At 40.4% G+C, this 15,308-nt stretch carries 11 protein-coding genes and 1 pseudogene; 4 read left to right on the forward strand and 8 right to left on the reverse strand.

Annotation, left to right across the window (positions count from 1 at the left end; all coding sequences use genetic code 11):
* Nucleotides 1–130 precede the first annotated feature (130 nt).
* A pseudogene (locus MSWH1_RS17975) lies at nt 131–910 on the forward strand (IS630 family transposase).
* 152 nt (nt 911–1,062) lie between these two features.
* The gene (locus MSWH1_RS05940) at nt 1,063–2,472 is read left to right on the forward strand and encodes a right-handed parallel beta-helix repeat-containing protein (RefSeq protein ID WP_048126934.1); all 1,410 of its coding nucleotides are present in this window, start codon (nt 1,063–1,065) and stop codon (nt 2,470–2,472) included.
* A gap of 83 nt (nt 2,473–2,555) precedes the next feature.
* Here MSWH1_RS05940 and MSWH1_RS05945 read toward each other — a convergent pair whose 3' ends face one another.
* Nucleotides 2,556–3,101 carry a ferredoxin domain-containing protein gene (locus MSWH1_RS05945; protein WP_048126936.1) on the reverse strand — a complete coding sequence of 182 codons (546 nt, stop codon included), beginning with the start codon at nt 3,099–3,101 and terminating at the stop codon, nt 2,556–2,558.
* A gap of 121 nt (nt 3,102–3,222) precedes the next feature.
* Nucleotides 3,223–4,473, reverse strand: coding sequence for an MBL fold metallo-hydrolase (locus MSWH1_RS05950; protein WP_048126938.1), 1,251 nt, complete (start codon nt 4,471–4,473; stop codon nt 3,223–3,225).
* Between the two features lie 440 nt (nt 4,474–4,913).
* Here MSWH1_RS05950 and MSWH1_RS05955 point away from each other — a divergent pair, with 440 nt between their 5' ends.
* The gene (locus tag MSWH1_RS05955) at nt 4,914–5,366 is read left to right on the forward strand and encodes a universal stress protein (RefSeq protein WP_048126940.1); all 453 of its coding nucleotides are present in this window, start codon (nt 4,914–4,916) and stop codon (nt 5,364–5,366) included.
* 663 nt (nt 5,367–6,029) lie between these two features.
* Here MSWH1_RS05955 and tnpB read toward each other — a convergent pair.
* A complete protein-coding gene (tnpB, locus tag MSWH1_RS05960) occupies nt 6,030–7,142 on the reverse strand; it encodes an IS200/IS605 family element RNA-guided endonuclease TnpB (RefSeq protein ID WP_048126942.1) in 1,113 nt (370 codons plus the stop codon).
* 28 nt (nt 7,143–7,170) lie between these two features.
* Here tnpB and tnpA point away from each other — a divergent pair, with 28 nt between their 5' ends.
* Nucleotides 7,171–7,584: an IS200/IS605 family transposase gene (gene tnpA / locus MSWH1_RS05965; RefSeq protein ID WP_082088041.1), complete on the forward strand. Its 414-nt coding sequence runs from the start codon at nt 7,171–7,173 to the stop codon at nt 7,582–7,584.
* A 165-nt stretch (nt 7,585–7,749) separates the two neighbouring features.
* On the opposite strand, the gene MSWH1_RS18865 is transcribed toward tnpA, so the two are convergent.
* From MSWH1_RS18865 to MSWH1_RS05985, 5 genes are all read right to left on the reverse strand, one after another.
* Nucleotides 7,750–7,914, reverse strand: coding sequence for a hypothetical protein (locus MSWH1_RS18865; RefSeq protein WP_156148084.1), 165 nt, complete (start codon nt 7,912–7,914; stop codon nt 7,750–7,752).
* A 611-nt stretch (nt 7,915–8,525) separates the two neighbouring features.
* Complete coding sequence (locus MSWH1_RS05970; protein WP_048126944.1) at nt 8,526–9,866, reverse strand: hypothetical protein; 1,341 nt, start codon at nt 9,864–9,866, stop codon at nt 8,526–8,528.
* Between the two features lie 980 nt (nt 9,867–10,846).
* Complete coding sequence (locus MSWH1_RS05975; protein ID WP_048126945.1) at nt 10,847–13,102, reverse strand: DNA topoisomerase I; 2,256 nt, start codon at nt 13,100–13,102, stop codon at nt 10,847–10,849.
* A 282-nt stretch (nt 13,103–13,384) separates the two neighbouring features.
* Nucleotides 13,385–13,864, reverse strand: a complete 480-nt coding sequence (locus tag MSWH1_RS05980) for a TIGR00725 family protein (RefSeq protein WP_048126947.1) — start codon at nt 13,862–13,864, stop codon at nt 13,385–13,387.
* A 266-nt stretch (nt 13,865–14,130) separates the two neighbouring features.
* The gene (locus MSWH1_RS05985; protein WP_048126948.1) at nt 14,131–14,652 is read right to left on the reverse strand and encodes a DUF367 family protein; all 522 of its coding nucleotides are present in this window, start codon (nt 14,650–14,652) and stop codon (nt 14,131–14,133) included.
* Nucleotides 14,653–15,308 lie beyond the last annotated feature (656 nt).

Below are 15,308 nucleotides of genomic sequence, written 5' to 3' on the forward strand. Positions count from 1 at the left end.
CTAAGCTAAAGACCTAGCGGCTTCTCACTTCATGGAAGACCGTCGGCATCTCCATGAGCGTTAATTCGGGTTAGTCTCAACCATTTAATTATTGGTCGTCTTTATAAGCTTTGAATCTCTTTATACTTTCATGCTACAGATTAAACTTGAAGATCATGAGGTAAGTTTCCTTATGGACTTTGTGAGAAAAGGACATAAAAACGCAAGGGAACTAACCCGGGCTCGCATCCTCCTCCTGTCAAACCAGCGAAAAGGAGTTATTGAGATAGCGGAAACATTAGGTGTTTCCAGAAATACTACTTTGAATATAAGGAAGAGGTATGTGGAAGAAGGTCTCCCGAACGCTCTTATGGACAAGCCAAGATCCGGTCAGCCTGTAAAATACACCGAAAAACATGTTGCAGAAGTAATCGCTTTAGCTTGTAGCAGTTCTCCTTATGGAAGCAAACGATGGTCGCTGTCTCTGCTTACCGAAGAACTGAGGAAGAAAGAAGGATTTGAAACAATAAGCAAAGAGAGTATCAGGCTTATTTTGAAAAAGGCAAAACTAAGCCCTTATTGAGGCGGATGTGGTGCATTCAGACTATTGATTCTGAATATAGGGAAAGTATGTACGGCATTCTTAATCTGTACGAAGAGGATTGATTCTAAAAACCCTCTTGTCTGCCTTGACGAGAAACCAAAACAACTTCTTAAAGATAAGAGAAAGTCCATTCCAATGAAGCCGGAAAGTCAAGAAAAATATGATTACGAATATGTTGGGAATGGAACTGAACGCCGCAGAAATTGAGATCAATGTGATATGGATATCGAATGTACAGACAGAAGGACCGGTGACATAGATTAACTTTCCCATGAAGTGGATGCATGGACGAAGAGGAGAAACAAACAAGAAAAGAAAATTGAATGAAAATTTACGAAGAAGAATGCCGATGAGAAAATGTCTAAATATTGTGTAGAATAATTAAATTGCCAGGACACTGGTATTTATCAAGCCCGATCAAAAATCCACACTCAAAATATTCTCAAGGCTGAAGTTCATAATTAAAAGTAAGGGATAAAATGAATGAAAAACATCTGAGGTACGTACGGCAAAACAGGAAAAAAATAGGAATTTCCATTGTAATTCTTCTTTTCCTGATCGCACTGGGAATATACATTCTTTATGCTATACAATCTGATTATTCTCTTATACCGTTAAATAAGACTGTGTATGTAGCTGGCGATGGAAGCGGAAACTTCACCTGTGATGGAAGTGACGACCAGGTAGAGATAAATCAAGCTCTGGCATATGTTGCAGAAAATCGACAGTATTCAACCGTTTATTTAAAGGGTCCAAATATATACGATATCTCTGATAGTATTTTAATTGGAAGTAATACGGTCCTTGAGGGGGATTCCACAGCCGTAATTAAACTTAAAGACAAAGCAGGCTGGCCGGTGGGTAAGCCACTGATAACTCAGATTGACAGTGCCGGAATCCATAGAGTCACTATAAAAGGATTTGAAATCAACGGAGATCATGACCATAATCAGGACAAGAAGAAAGGAGATGGGTATTACAATATGATTCATTTCCTAAATTCTAAAAACATACAGGTTCATGACATGTACCTGCATGATGGGCATGGAGACGGGCTGAAAGTAGATAAGGGATCCAACATTCAATTTTACAACAACAAAGTGTATAAATTGGGGCATGACGGTCTTTACGCAATTGAGTGCACGAACGTAGAAGCCTGGAACAACACAATAACTTGCAGGACTAATAGTGGTCTTAGAATATGGAACTCAAACCACATAAAATTCCACGATAATGTGATCGACTCTTTTTACGACTGGAGCGCAGGCGGCCCGGGAATCCTGATCGAGAAATCAACAGGTATCGTGAACGATGTAGAGATCTATAATAATACTATCCATAACACTTATGGACCTGGAATCTGGTTGATAGGTTATGGAGAGTCTTATCCCGAGGAAGAGGCACAGAATGTCCACATTCATCATAATACCTTTTACAACACCGGTACGAACCCCGGTATTGACTGGGTAGGTGGTATAGTAACAAGTGGGTTTTACGATACTCTCATTGAGAATAACGTATTTGATGGTATATATCATGCTGCTATTATCAATATGTACCCTTCAGTTTCTACAGGTACAGGTGACCCTGTTGACCTTTCACCTCAGGGTACAGGATACATAACGGTTATCCGCAACAATATAATTGTAAATACCCAGAAACGCACAAAAGACCCTGATGGGACAGGATACGCAGTGATCAATTATCTCCCTGAAACACATACCTTTGTGCTGGATAATAACTGTTTGTATAATAATGTGGGTGGAAATTATAAAAATGCAAACTCAACCACTGACATATATGTAGCTCCTCTCTTTGTAGATCTTGGTTCACATGATTATCGTCTGAAATCAAATTCTCCCTGTGTCGTTGCCGGGAATCCATCTTAAATTCTTCAAAAAATACTGGAGAAAATGGTAACCTGATAAAGTGTCAAAGTCGGCAACACATTTGAGATGCCGTCTCTGGCTCTTTATTTTCTATCAAAGAAGATATTTTTCCCGGTCACACTCAGAGGGATTCCAAAAGCAACATCTACATCCAGAAGGCCGGAAACCCTCGTTGCTGCACCAATTGAATACATGACCCGGTTATCAATGCAGAAATCTTTGGCTTTTGCAGTAGCTGCTCCCACAGCAATTCCCAGGTCTGCATATTTGAGCATGCAGTTTGGACCTTTAAAATCTGCTTCTACCTTCTGCTGATCCAGCATTTCTGCACAGGTTTTAAATCCACAGGCTCCGCAGTTCAAGCCTGCCACCCCGCTGGCTTTGACTCCTATGAGGACAGCAGCCCCCGCGTTTCTGAGGTTTATGGCATCTCTTTTGAGGAAAGAAAAGCCTTCGCCTTTTCCTTCTGCCAGCTTTTCCATTGCCGAGGCAAGGATTTCAATATCCTCTTTTTCAACAAGGGCAGTTACTATGTCGTCTACTCCTTTGGTTTTCGGGGCAGTCCGCGCAGCCAGAAGGATGCTCTTTGCAAGTGTTTCAAGAACTTCGGATTCAGGATTGAGGATCATGCATGGATTATTGGAATTTAGGGTGCTTAAGCATTTCGAAGCTTCTTGAAAAACTTCATCTTTTACTCATTTTTCTTTCCTTTTTTCTTCTCTTTTTGTTCCTCTATTTTCCTTTCTTCCTTTAAATGCTGAAGGATTCCCCGTTTGCGGGTGCATAAGCTTCTACGCCTATTTCCTCTGAAATCCACTGTGCAAAAGCTTCGGTTCGTTCCCCGTGCATGACAAAAACCCTTTCAGTTCCCTTTTTGCAGAAATCCTTTACGACCTGTTTCAGCTCCTGGTCTCCGCAGTGGGCAGAAAAGTCGTACTGCTCGATTCTGGGCTTGAGAGCAAGGACAGACCCATCGGTTTCGATGACTCCGTGTTTCAGTGCCAACCGGCCGTTTGTACCTTCAACCTGGTAGCCTGTGAGCAGAATTTTTGATTTTGGGTCTTTGTAAAGGCGGCTCAGATAATAAAGTACCGGCCCCCCGTTCAGCATTCCGGCTGTAGTGACAATGACTGAAGGCTCTTTAAGGAGTGATTCCCGCTGTTTTTTTCTTACAGAAATCGCACGTCCGAATGCACTGTCAAGGAGATCCGGATTTCTCAGATAATTTGGAACTTTTTTGAGGATTTTGTACACATCTCTGCCCATCCCGTCCACGTAAGCCCTGATTCCGTGGGCGTCAAGCAGCATCAGGATCTCCTGAGTTCTGCCTATTGCAAAGGCAGGGATAAGGGCAGTGCCTCCTCTCTCCAGGGTCTCATGGACAGATTCTATAAATCGCTCTTCGGTTTCTTTTCGCGGGATATGTTCTTCTCCGAAGTATGTACTTTCAAGCACAAGTGTATCAGCCTCAGGAAACTTTTCTGCACCGGGCACAAGCCTTGTTTCTTTCAAGCTGAAATCTCCTGTGTAAAAGAGACTTTCTCCCAATTCGGATTCCAGATGGATTCCCGAAGCTCCGGGGATATGGCCTGCGTTGTAGAAGCAGGCACGGTACCCATGAGTTTTGAATGGTTCCCCGTAGTCTTTTCTCCAGGTCAGCTGGGTAAGCCTTTGAAGATCATCGGGGTCAAAAGGAGCCACACCTGATAGGGTGGTTTCTGCAAGCTTGAGGGTATCTTTCCCTAAAAGGTTGGTAAATTCTGCGGTAGGGGGGGTCATGAAGACTTCAGGGCTCTGGTACATCAGGTTAGGGACCGCCCCGCAGTGGTCCAGATGCCCGTGGGATATTAGCACGGCTTTCGGCTCCATGCCATTCTGGGGATATTGGGGGATATCTCCAGCCTTTATACCGTAATCGAGCAGAACTTCCCCATTTACAAGCAAACCCGAACGTCCTACTTCCCTGCATCCGCCTTTAAAGCTAAGCTCCAGAATAAACACTCCTTGTGAATTTTTTATATTTTAATTTCTCGAATAAGCTTTTTCAAAAAACCTTTTGAAATAAATCTGGCTTTACAGACCTTATAAGTTTTGATCCGACGGCTAAAAGCTTAAGGTACAGTAACTTGCAGAAACATATGAAATATTATGATTAAATAATAAAAATCCTGAGACACCTGATCAATTGATTGATACTGTACAGCATACCCGGATGACACTTTTCGTATTTAATCTCTTTTATGGAAGATTAGTCTGAATCTGCTCTGAAAATAAGTCATAGAAGCTGTGAGTAACTCTTTTCATAGTTACTCATTTTCGTACTGTCTCACATACTTATATTTATAATCAGGTTAGTACATTATTATAGGGCATTTAGAGTTTACACATAATTTTTTCATGGAAGTTGAATGCGAGTTAAAAGCTGTAATGGAGAACAATACATGACGAGTGATTTTTTCCGAAATATAGTGATTGCAACAGATGGATCCGCGAATACCCGGAGGGCTATTTCTTACGGTATTGAGCTTGCAAAACTTAGCGGAGCTACTGTCCACGCCCTTCACGTAGTAAATACATCTTCTACAATTTCCGAAAATTGGACTGCTGGCAAAGAAATAATATACAAAATTATGATGGGAGATGGGGAGAAAGCAGTATCTGAAGTTAAGGAGATTGGAGAGGAAGCAGGGGTAGAGGTAAGAACAGTTCTTTTAGATGGGTACCCGAGTGATGAAATTATCAATTTTGCAGAATATAATAACGTGGATCTTATAGTAATGGGTACACTTGGAAAAACCGGCCTCGGAAAATTTCTGTTGGGAAGTGTTGCAGAAAAAGTCGTAAGAGGTTCAAAAGTTCCTGTTGTGGTCGTACGGGCTGGAAAACAAAGCTGAAACTTTCTGCTAATTACAACTGTCAATTACAATATACACTATTTTTTGGGTTTCCAATTGCCAACCACTTTAAGAACAGCATTCGATATACCTGCAAAAACAGCAATAACAATTGCCACCTTAAACCAAAATGATCCTCCACTCTTAGACATAACGTAACATATGAGAACCAACTATAAAAAATCAGGTATTATATTGTTGGATAAATACTATATATGCAGGAAAAAAAAGAAAAGAGAACATGGAGGGAATAAATTTTCTCTTTTCTCACAAGAACTGTTTACGATTCAATTATTTAAAAAACTTTTGAGAGTTCTTTTTACATTGTCCTGGTGCTCCGGAAACTCAAAACATAGTTTAAAAACTGGAAAACTCTTTTTTAGCTGGTCGGATAACCTGGAAAAATGTTTACAGTTTCTTCGAAAACTCCGAGAATATGAACGATTTTAGACACTTTTAGATGTTTTTAGGAAAATTTGCACGGAAATTCACAAAGAGTATTTGAGATAATTAAATACAGTGGGGACAGGGAAATGTAAAAGAATTAGTTTGTAGAATTTGAGAAGTGAACTACCACTCAGCTAAAGACTGAGTGGCTTCTTGGTTCATTCCTCCCTCTATTGAGGGCAAGTCCCCAAGCTCATCCCCGTAGTCCCTACGGTGTCATAATCCAATTAGATTCTGATCTATGAGAGCGAATTTTTTGATATTGATAGCGGCATTAATGTCTCTATCGTGTTTGGTTTTACAGTCTGGACAAATCCATTCTCTGTCTTTTAGCTGAAGCTCTTTATTGTGGTATCCACACACACTACATAGCTTAGAAGAGGGTTCAAATTGTCCTATTCTCAGGACGGTTTTTCCAAACCATTGAGCCTTATATTCCAACTTTGTTACAAAACTACTCCACGCAGAATCACTTATAGCCTGTGCTAAGTGATGATTCTTAACCATGCCTTTAACATTTAGAGTTTCCAGAGCTACAGCTTGGTTTTCGCTAACAAGTCTAAAAGAGAGTTTGTTCTGGAAGTCATTTCTCTGATTTGTTATTTTGTCATGGAGTACAGCAAGTCTTCGTTTAGCTTTTGCCCTGTTCTTAGAGCCTTTCTGTTTCCTTGAGACTCTTTTCTGTAATACTTTGAGCCTTTTAAGAGAGTTTTTCAAGTACTTTGGATTCTCAACCTTTTCTCCTGTTGAAAGGACAGCAAAGTCTTTGATACCTACATCAATTCCTACTGTTGTTGATTCTGTGAAAGCTTCCTTTACTGGAAGTTCTTTTCCATCTTCAACAAGGATACTGATGTAGTAATGTCCTTTACATGTCCTTGATACCGTAGCCGTTTTAGGCTCTCCTTCAAACTTCCTGTGAAGAACTGCTTTAATTGGTTCTATTTTAGGAAGCTTGATAGTATTAGTTTCAAAGTTTACAGTGTAGTGTTGAGGTACAGGGAAAGACTGTATCGGATTCTTTTTTGATTTGAACTTTGGAAACCCTGTTTTCTCTCTAAAGAATCTAGTGAAAGCGGATTCAACCTGCTTAGTCATCCCCTGTAATGATTGAGAGTTAACTTCTCCTAACCACTCATTAGAAGCCTTTAGAGTAGGAATTAATTTGTTTAAGTCAAATCTGGAAATTGATTCCCCTGTCTGCTCATAAGTTTTAATTTTCTGGTCAAGTGCCCAATTATAGACAAATCTACAGCTACCTATATGCTGATTCAATTGAATAGCTTGTGTAGTTGTAGGATAGAGTCTAAATTTGAACGCTTGCATCATACAAAGGCATTATATGCTTTAACAACACATGTACTTTTTGGTAAATATGAAGTATGAAACACGGAATCATAGCAAATTTTTGATAATGTATCATGTTATTTTTGTTTGCAAATACCGAAAAGTCATACTTGAACCAATTAGCGAAGAACTCAAACAGATTAGGATTGACATTTCAAAAGAGTCTAACTTTAAAATCCTTGAAATGGAAACTGACAAAGACCATATTCATTTCTTGATCAAGAGTGAGCCGAAAGTTAGCGTTTTGTCAATTGTCAGAAAATTGAAACAAGAATATACTAACAGGTTATGGAAAACTCAAAAAGAATATCTGAAAAAGTATTATTGGGGTGAGAATACGTTATGGAGTGATGGTTATTTTGCGTCTACTATCGGAAATGTTAGTAAAGAGGCGGCAGAATATTACATACGGAATCAGGGTTGAAGTTGACGCTTATATCCCCTGAGCTAAAGACTCAGGGGTTTTACGCTTCTTCATATAAATACAGAAATACACAGAAAACTATTTTTTAATTTTCGGATATTCGAGAATGCAAAAAATGGATTATAGATAAGATGAGAAAAAAGGTCTGATTTAAATATCCTCTTTTTATTTTCCTTTTCCTTTCTTATCTTGTCTCTTATCTTGTTTCTTATCTGGTTCTTTTATTTTGTCTTTTGATTCCTTAACTTCCTCAGCTGGTGTTTTTATTTTGCCGCTCGTTTCCTTATCTCTCTTATCGCGTTTTGCTGCTTTCTGTTTCTTGGTCGCCAAGTTATAAACCTCTGATATTTTTTTTTACAAATTAATAATTATAAAACAGTAAGGTACTATATATAGGTTCATATTTTCTCACTCCAGCCTCTGAGTTTTCCGTATCTTTTTCAAATTGTATGGAAAAAAGTAAGTTTCACATATTTGCTGAAATCACTTTTTAATTTGCATGATTTAGGACGCTTCCACCAGCTTTTCTGTCAGCCCTTCTCAAAAGAGAAAAAGAAGAAAGAGAGATGAGACTTGAATAGAAGTAAAAAGCAGAAGTAGATTTTTATTTGCCTATCCGTTTTTTTTGATTTTTGTTTACAAGACCGCTCTCCTTTGTCGAGCAGATGTACCACGATTTAAAAATTAGTCCTCTTGAGCGCAGCGAAAAGGATCGTGTACTGCAGAGCCGCAACTCTGCTGTGACAAGAATGATTCAATATGGCAAAAAAGGTTGTATGGGTTAGAATTAAAGATTCAGATGTCTGTTTTTTCAGTGACTCAGTTCCAAAATCCAGTGATGGATGTAAATTTAAAAATTCCTGGATTTTGGAACTGAGTCTTCTCAGTTCAACTGCGTAAATTATATCGAAAGTACTGCCTATTCAATGTGTTTTTTGTGTTTAGTTCTCTTCCTCGTTACCGTTACTCTCTGTTTCCTGTCCATTATTTATGGTGCTTCCTGAATTTTCTCCATTATATTCTGTGCTTCCTGAATCTTCTCCATTGTTGATGGTGCTTCCTGAATCTTCTCCATTATATTCTGTGCTTCCTGAATCTTCTCCATTGTTGATGGTGCTTCCTGAATCTTTCCCATTATATTCTGTGCTTCCTGAATCTTCTCCATTGTTGATGGTGCTTCCTGAATCTTCTCCACAAAATTCTGTGTTTCCTGAACAAGGCCCATTGTTAATGGTACCCCCTGCTACTGGCCCCTCGTTAATGGTGCCCCCTGATACTGGTCCATTGTTTATGGTGCTCCCTGCTTCAGGCCCAATATAAATCTCGGCACCTGAATTTGGTCCATTGTTTATGGTGCTCCCCGCTTCTGGCCCAATATAAGTCTCGGTGCCTGCATCCGGTCCATTGTTAATGGTGCTCCCTGCTACTGGCCCATTATAAATCGCAGTGCCTGAATTTTCTCCATAATTTACTGTGTTTCCCGAGTCTTCTCCACAATATTCTGTGTTTCCTGCATCCGGTCCATTATTTATGGTGCTTCCTGAACCTTCTCCATAATATTCTGCGCTTCCTGAATCTTCTCCATTGTTTATGGTGCTTCCTGAACCTTCTCCATAATATTCTGCGTTTCCTGAATCCGGTCCAAATATGGTGCTTCCTGCTCCCTCCCCGGAATTAATGGTGTTTCCTGAATCCTGTCCGTTGTTGATGATGCTCCCTGCGTACTGCCCATTATTTATGGTACTTTCTGATGCGTTAGCTGCGCTTCCTGCGTATTCTCCTGAGTAAAATGAGGTTCCTGCGTATTGTCCTATGTAAATGGTGCTTCCTGCGTACTGCCCATTATTAATTGTGGTTGACGGGTCAGTTTCATTGTTAGTGGTATTTTCTGCGCTTGATTCATTGTTAGCGGCGTTTTCAGTGTCCGAATTACTTTTAACGGTGTCTCCCGGACTCCGGATATTGCGAACAATGATTCTTGGGTTCTGATCACTTGGGTCCAGATCATAGGTAAATGTAACATTGTTAAATACGACATTATTAAATGTGTTACATGAATCAGGCCCATTGATAAATGTGACATTGTTAAACGTGACATTGTTAAATACGTTCCCCGAACCTGCATCTACATATTCAGGGATCTCTGAGTTCTGCTCTGAGCTACTGCTGCTACCTATGTCACTGTTGTTTTCTGCTGCAGCAGTTGACACTAATATCGAGAAAAAGATAATTATGGAAAGACATACTATCTTTTTCATTTTGTCAAATATTTGTTTCCGCATTTGTCCCCACTATCCACTTTTTTTTAATTTAATCTAACTTTACTTATTTTCTCACTTATGTCGTATATTTTTTATGCAAATGTAGTATATAACTGCTGTTTTTATTATAAATAAGCCGATTTGATTTTAAATCAGCGTTATTTAGATATTATCATACGACAAGAGAATAAATAACTTCCTGCCGCCTAAATTTATATTAATACTGTTTAGATAATCTAATAAAAATAACTATGGATAGATATTTATATTAAGATACTAATCTGCTCCTCTAAACTAAATGTAAAATAAAGGATTTAAAGTACTCATTTTTGTTATAAACATCAATATAAAGCTTTTTATACAATAATAAATCCTAATAATTCTATATTTTGAAAAATAACTTTTATTCATCGTTAGAATGATTAATAAAGTTTAATAAATGCTTAATATGTAGACAAATTATATTTATTTCTAACTATGGCATTCAGTTTTGTTATTAGTCATATTAAATTGAATCTTCAAAATAAGGATCAAAAATCTTTGAAATATGAATTTAAGAAATTTTATCTCTAATAAGAGCAAATAACTTCTCTACAAAGTATTTTTTATTAGGAAATAGCTGATTCAACACTTAATTTCCTGGATATGACTCAATAACTCTTAAAAAACAAATTATCTTTTGGAGATCCGATGTAAATACATCTAACTTAATAAATTTTTAACTTAAACATTTGAGGATTAAAATCAAAAATTTGCAGGGCTGTCCTAAATATTATGAAAAAGATAGTTTGAAGTTTCATGCTACTATTTTATAGCAACTTTTATCCTAAAATGTTGCCACTTTTTTGGTTTTTAGGCTTTTTTATAAAATGCAGCGTAAAACCCCTGGGTTTTTAGTCAAGCGGTAGTTTTATAGAAGGTCACAAATTGGCCAAAAGAAATTTATGAGTTATTAAGATGAATTCTAACAAAGAAAGAAAAAAGTTTGAGTGAAGACTGTTTCATAAGTCCTTAACTGTGCTGCCGCATGAGATTTGCCAGTTCTTAATCTTCTTTACGGTAACCTTTATGGTTTTCGCAAGTTCGACAGCGTCAGCTTCCATCAGGGCTTCTATGCTTTTTATTCCTGCTTCCTCGAGTTTTCCTGCAGTTGCTTTTCCAACACCTTCGAGATCTTTAATGGATTTGGGCCTTTCTTTTTTCGGCTTCTTGGCCTGCTCTTCCTGCTGGGTTTTCTGCCATTCGATGAAATTGCACTGAGGGCAGCCAAGGTCCCAGGCCCGTTTTCCCTGATTGATTATGCGGATATGGTGCAACCCGTGAACCTCACAGGACTTGTCGGTGACAATAATCTGGCCACTCTTTGGTAGAGGTAGTGAGAAGGTGCAGTCAGGGTAATTGCTGCAGCCTATGAAACGGCTCCCCCTTTTCGAACGGCGGATCATGAGCTCGTTTCCGCATGAGGGGCAGGTGCCTATGATTTTATCCTCTCTGAGACCTGCCTGCAAGGACTCTATGATATTGTCCCTATTTTTGTCAAGTTCCGAAAAGACCTGCTTGAGCATCTCCCTGGACTCTTCAAGAACTGCATCTTCCTTTATTTTGCCCTCTGCAATCAGGTCCATATTTTCTTCAAGCAGCTTTGTCATGTCCGGTTTTGTAATCGTAGGAGAATACTTCTCAAGGGTGTCCATTACTGCAAAAGAAGTGTTTGTGGGCTGTACTGGGTTTCCGTGGATATATGCCCTGGAATAGAGTTTGCTGATTATTTCGTGGCGGGTGGCTTTTGTACCGAGCCCGAGCTCTTCCATTATATTGATTAGCCTGCCCTGCCCATAGCGTCCTGGGGGCTGGGTTTCTTTATCCAGCATCTCTTTCTTTATTACTTTCAGGGAATCTCCTTCCCTGAGTTCCGGAAACAGCCTGTCTTCAGGGGCATTGTAGGGATAATACCAGCGCCAGCCGTGTTCCAGCAGCCTTGCTCCGTTTGCTCTGAACTCTTCCTCATTTATCTCGATTTTCAGGCGCATGGTCTCCCAGGTGCTCGGCTCGGCAAAGGTTGCAAAAAAGCGCCTGACCACAAGCTCGTAGACCTTCCATTCCTCTTCTTTTAGATTGGTTTTCTTTGCCAGGGACGCAGGATAGATAGGAGGGTGGTCTGTGGTTTCTTTTTTCCCGCGAGTGGGGACAAGTTCGGCTTTCTCAAGCAGGATGTTTGCATACTCCTTAAAAGGCCCTTCCTTAAAAATCTCAATTTGAGCCCTCAAATCCAGAGTATCGGGATAAACAGTATTGTCTGTTCTGGGGTATGAAATATACCCGTTAGTATAAAGGGATTCAGCTATGCGCATGGCATTTGAAGGGCTGAGCCCTATTGAGTTTGCCGCGCTGATAAAGCCCGTAGTATTAAAAGGAGTAGGAGGCTGGTCGATCTTTGTTCCCTTTTCGATTTCCTTTAATTCCGCTTTTTTCCCCAGTTTTTTGAACACCTTTGCAGCTTCCTCTTTGTCCAGGAAGCGGCGGGTTGAGTGCTGGGCGGAAAAGGTTTCTTTTGACGTGGTTTCAAGTTCGGCATGGATCTCCCAGTAAGGAGTCGGGACAAAGATATTCCTCTCTTTTTCCCTGTCAACTATAAGCGAGAGGGTCGGTGACTGCACCCTTCCCACCGAGAGGAACATTTTCCCAAGCCTTCCAGCTGCCAGTGAAATATAACGGGTAAGGGCTGCGCCCCAGACCAGGTCAATTACCTGCCTGGAGTGCCCTGCATCTGCAAGGTTAAAATCAACGTTTGTAGGATCTGCGAATGCTGCATCAATTGCTTTCGGGGTTATTGCACTGTAACGGACCCTGTCAAAAGGGACATCCGGGTTCACCTGCTTTATGATGTTCAGAGCTTCGACTCCTATCAGTTCTCCTTCCCGGTCGTAGTCAGTTCCAATCGTGACCCTGTCTGCCTCTTTCCCCAGGCTCTTTAAGGCAGTCACTATTTTCCGGTTAATTGGAGTTGTTGTTATCTCAGCGTCTACCAGGGCTCTGGCATCAACTTTCTGCCAGTTGTTGTACTCTTTTGGAAAATCTATCCCGACAATATGGCCGGAAAGCCCTATTACTGCAGTTTCCTGCCTGTTTTCGCCGGATCCAATTTCGTACCGGTATACGTCTACTCCGCTGACTCTCTCCTTCTTAGGACTTTTTGGAGCCAGAATCGCAGCTATCCTCCTTGCTGCTATATTTTTTTCCGTTACGATAAGGTGCATTTAAAACTCCGGTATAGCTTTTCTTATATTTTATGGAGGAATACTGGCGTACCCCGAAAATCCTGCCAGTCTGAGTCAAAGCCTGCCTCCTAATTCTTGAAGTTTCCTTTTGTAATATAAATTTATGGATCAAATTTCTAAATATTTTGCCATCCGTAACTATAATCAGGTTCAGGGATTCCTTATTTACCTGTTTTTTCCTTTTTACCTGACTCTTTTACTCATAATTTTTACTTAAAGTTTTCATACCTTTTTTCTCTACCTCTTCTCTCTACCTTTTCTCTATTTTTCTTTCCCTTCTTCAATGAGTCTAAAAGCAAGCTCTACAGCCTCCTGTGGGTTTTTTGCGTTCTCCGTGCCTTCTATTTTCCATCCGGACTCAAGCAATACCACAGGCTTTCCCATCTTCAGGCCGAAAGCTATTTCTGAAAGAGTACCATATTCCCCGGAAACCGCAATAAGAGCATCTGAGGACTGGGATATAAGAGCGTTTCTGGCATGCCCCATTCCGCTGAGAATGGCTATATCTATCCAGGGATTAGCCTCCTCCCGCAGTGTTCCGGGCAAAATTCCCAGGGTTATTCCTTCTTCCTTTTTTGCTCCACAGGCTGCTGCTTCCATTACTCCCCCCAGGCCTCCGCAGAGAAGAACAGCTCCTTTTTTTGCAATCTCTTTTCCCACGGCTTCTGCTAGGGCTCTGGTTTCACTGCTGCAGGTCCCGGCTCCTATTACTCCGATCTGCTTTCTTACTGACGGTTTCACTGTACATAACTCCTTTTAGCCGTTTTAGCCCTTTTATCTGAGATCTGGTCAGGTTGCGCCCCTTTCTTCGAGCGATTCCGAGATAATTTGCTTTCTCTAATTGGATTTATCTTATTGTTTTTCTCTAATTGGTTTTCTCTAATTGGATTTATCTTATTGGTTTTCTCTAATTGGTTTTCTCCAATTGGATTTATCTTATTGTTTTTCTCTAATTGGTTTTCTCCAATTGGATTTATCTTATTGTTTTTCTCTAAATGTAGCCGCCTTCAGATGTAATGGCTCTGCATTTCCACAATTTCAGTGCTGTTTTTTGCGGTTGCATATTCTTCAAGCGGTTCTCTGTTCAGTTCAAGGAAGCTGTGCCCCCAGTTAAACTTGGACATGACTTTTTCAGCCTGCTCTTTGTATCCTAATATGTAAAGAGTTGCTGCAAAGGCCTCTGCAGAGTTGAGTTTAAAAGGCCTTCCAAAGTTCACCGGATTGCCCGCAAGCATGTAAGGAAGAGCCCTGTGTTCCAGGTTCATCTTTTCCAGTTCAGGAAAAACCCTTTCCACTTCTTCCCAGGAGCAGTCAAGCACAATTATTCCCTTCTTAGGGTCATCAGCTGGTGAGAGGGCTTTTTCTGCCATAGGGTCCAGCAAAATCGCTGAATGGGGCAGCCTTGAGATCCTGTCGTAAAGGCGGGCAAGCTCAAAGCGCGCCATCTTTTTTCCTGTGCATTTTTTCGGGTCACACTGCCCGGCATGGTAGATATAAAGGGGAATGTCCCGGCTCTTTGTCGGATTCATTACTGATCCTCTGGGGTGTGGGGCTTATATGTTTTACGTCTTTGCCTCTGCACTCTTTTACTCCCCAATCCTCAAAGCATGTTACATGCCATTTCCTGGTTTCCTCCTTACCCAAATATTCCAGGATTTTTGAATTATTTTTTTAGCCGGGTTTTTCTTAAATCACTGCGCAAAAATTTCGGAATTTATTTATACACCTCACTGTTTTATCCCTATAAATTTTTTCATTTTTGGGCTGTCGTATGCAATTTTTATGTTTCATTCGGTTCCCAGGCAGATTTCAAGCCAGCATGTCCGGGATTTTCCCCATCATCCAGGTCTGATTTTTTTCTTAAACGCCTGAGCGTTTTCATTTCCTTTTACAGGGAGGTACCTGTTAAAAATGCCGATAAATTGTGAAAACAAGTCTGCTGATTGACTATTTGAGAGACCACTTGAGGGAGATTTCTCCGAAAACAATATGAAAAATCTGCTCACACCCTGTTACCCCGATTCCTTCGATTCTTATGAAGGTGGAACGACTCTGATGTCCGTATCTTACCTTGCTCGCTGGAGTGGACATGTTGCTGAAACGGATGATCCTTATGGTCCCCATTCCAGCATCTCTCCCAAAGGCTTCCGGCAGTAAAGCATGTGCAGGAGATATTATTTATTCC

Source organism: Methanosarcina sp. WH1 (assembly GCF_000970005.1).
GTDB lineage: Archaea > Halobacteriota > Methanosarcinia > Methanosarcinales > Methanosarcinaceae > Methanosarcina.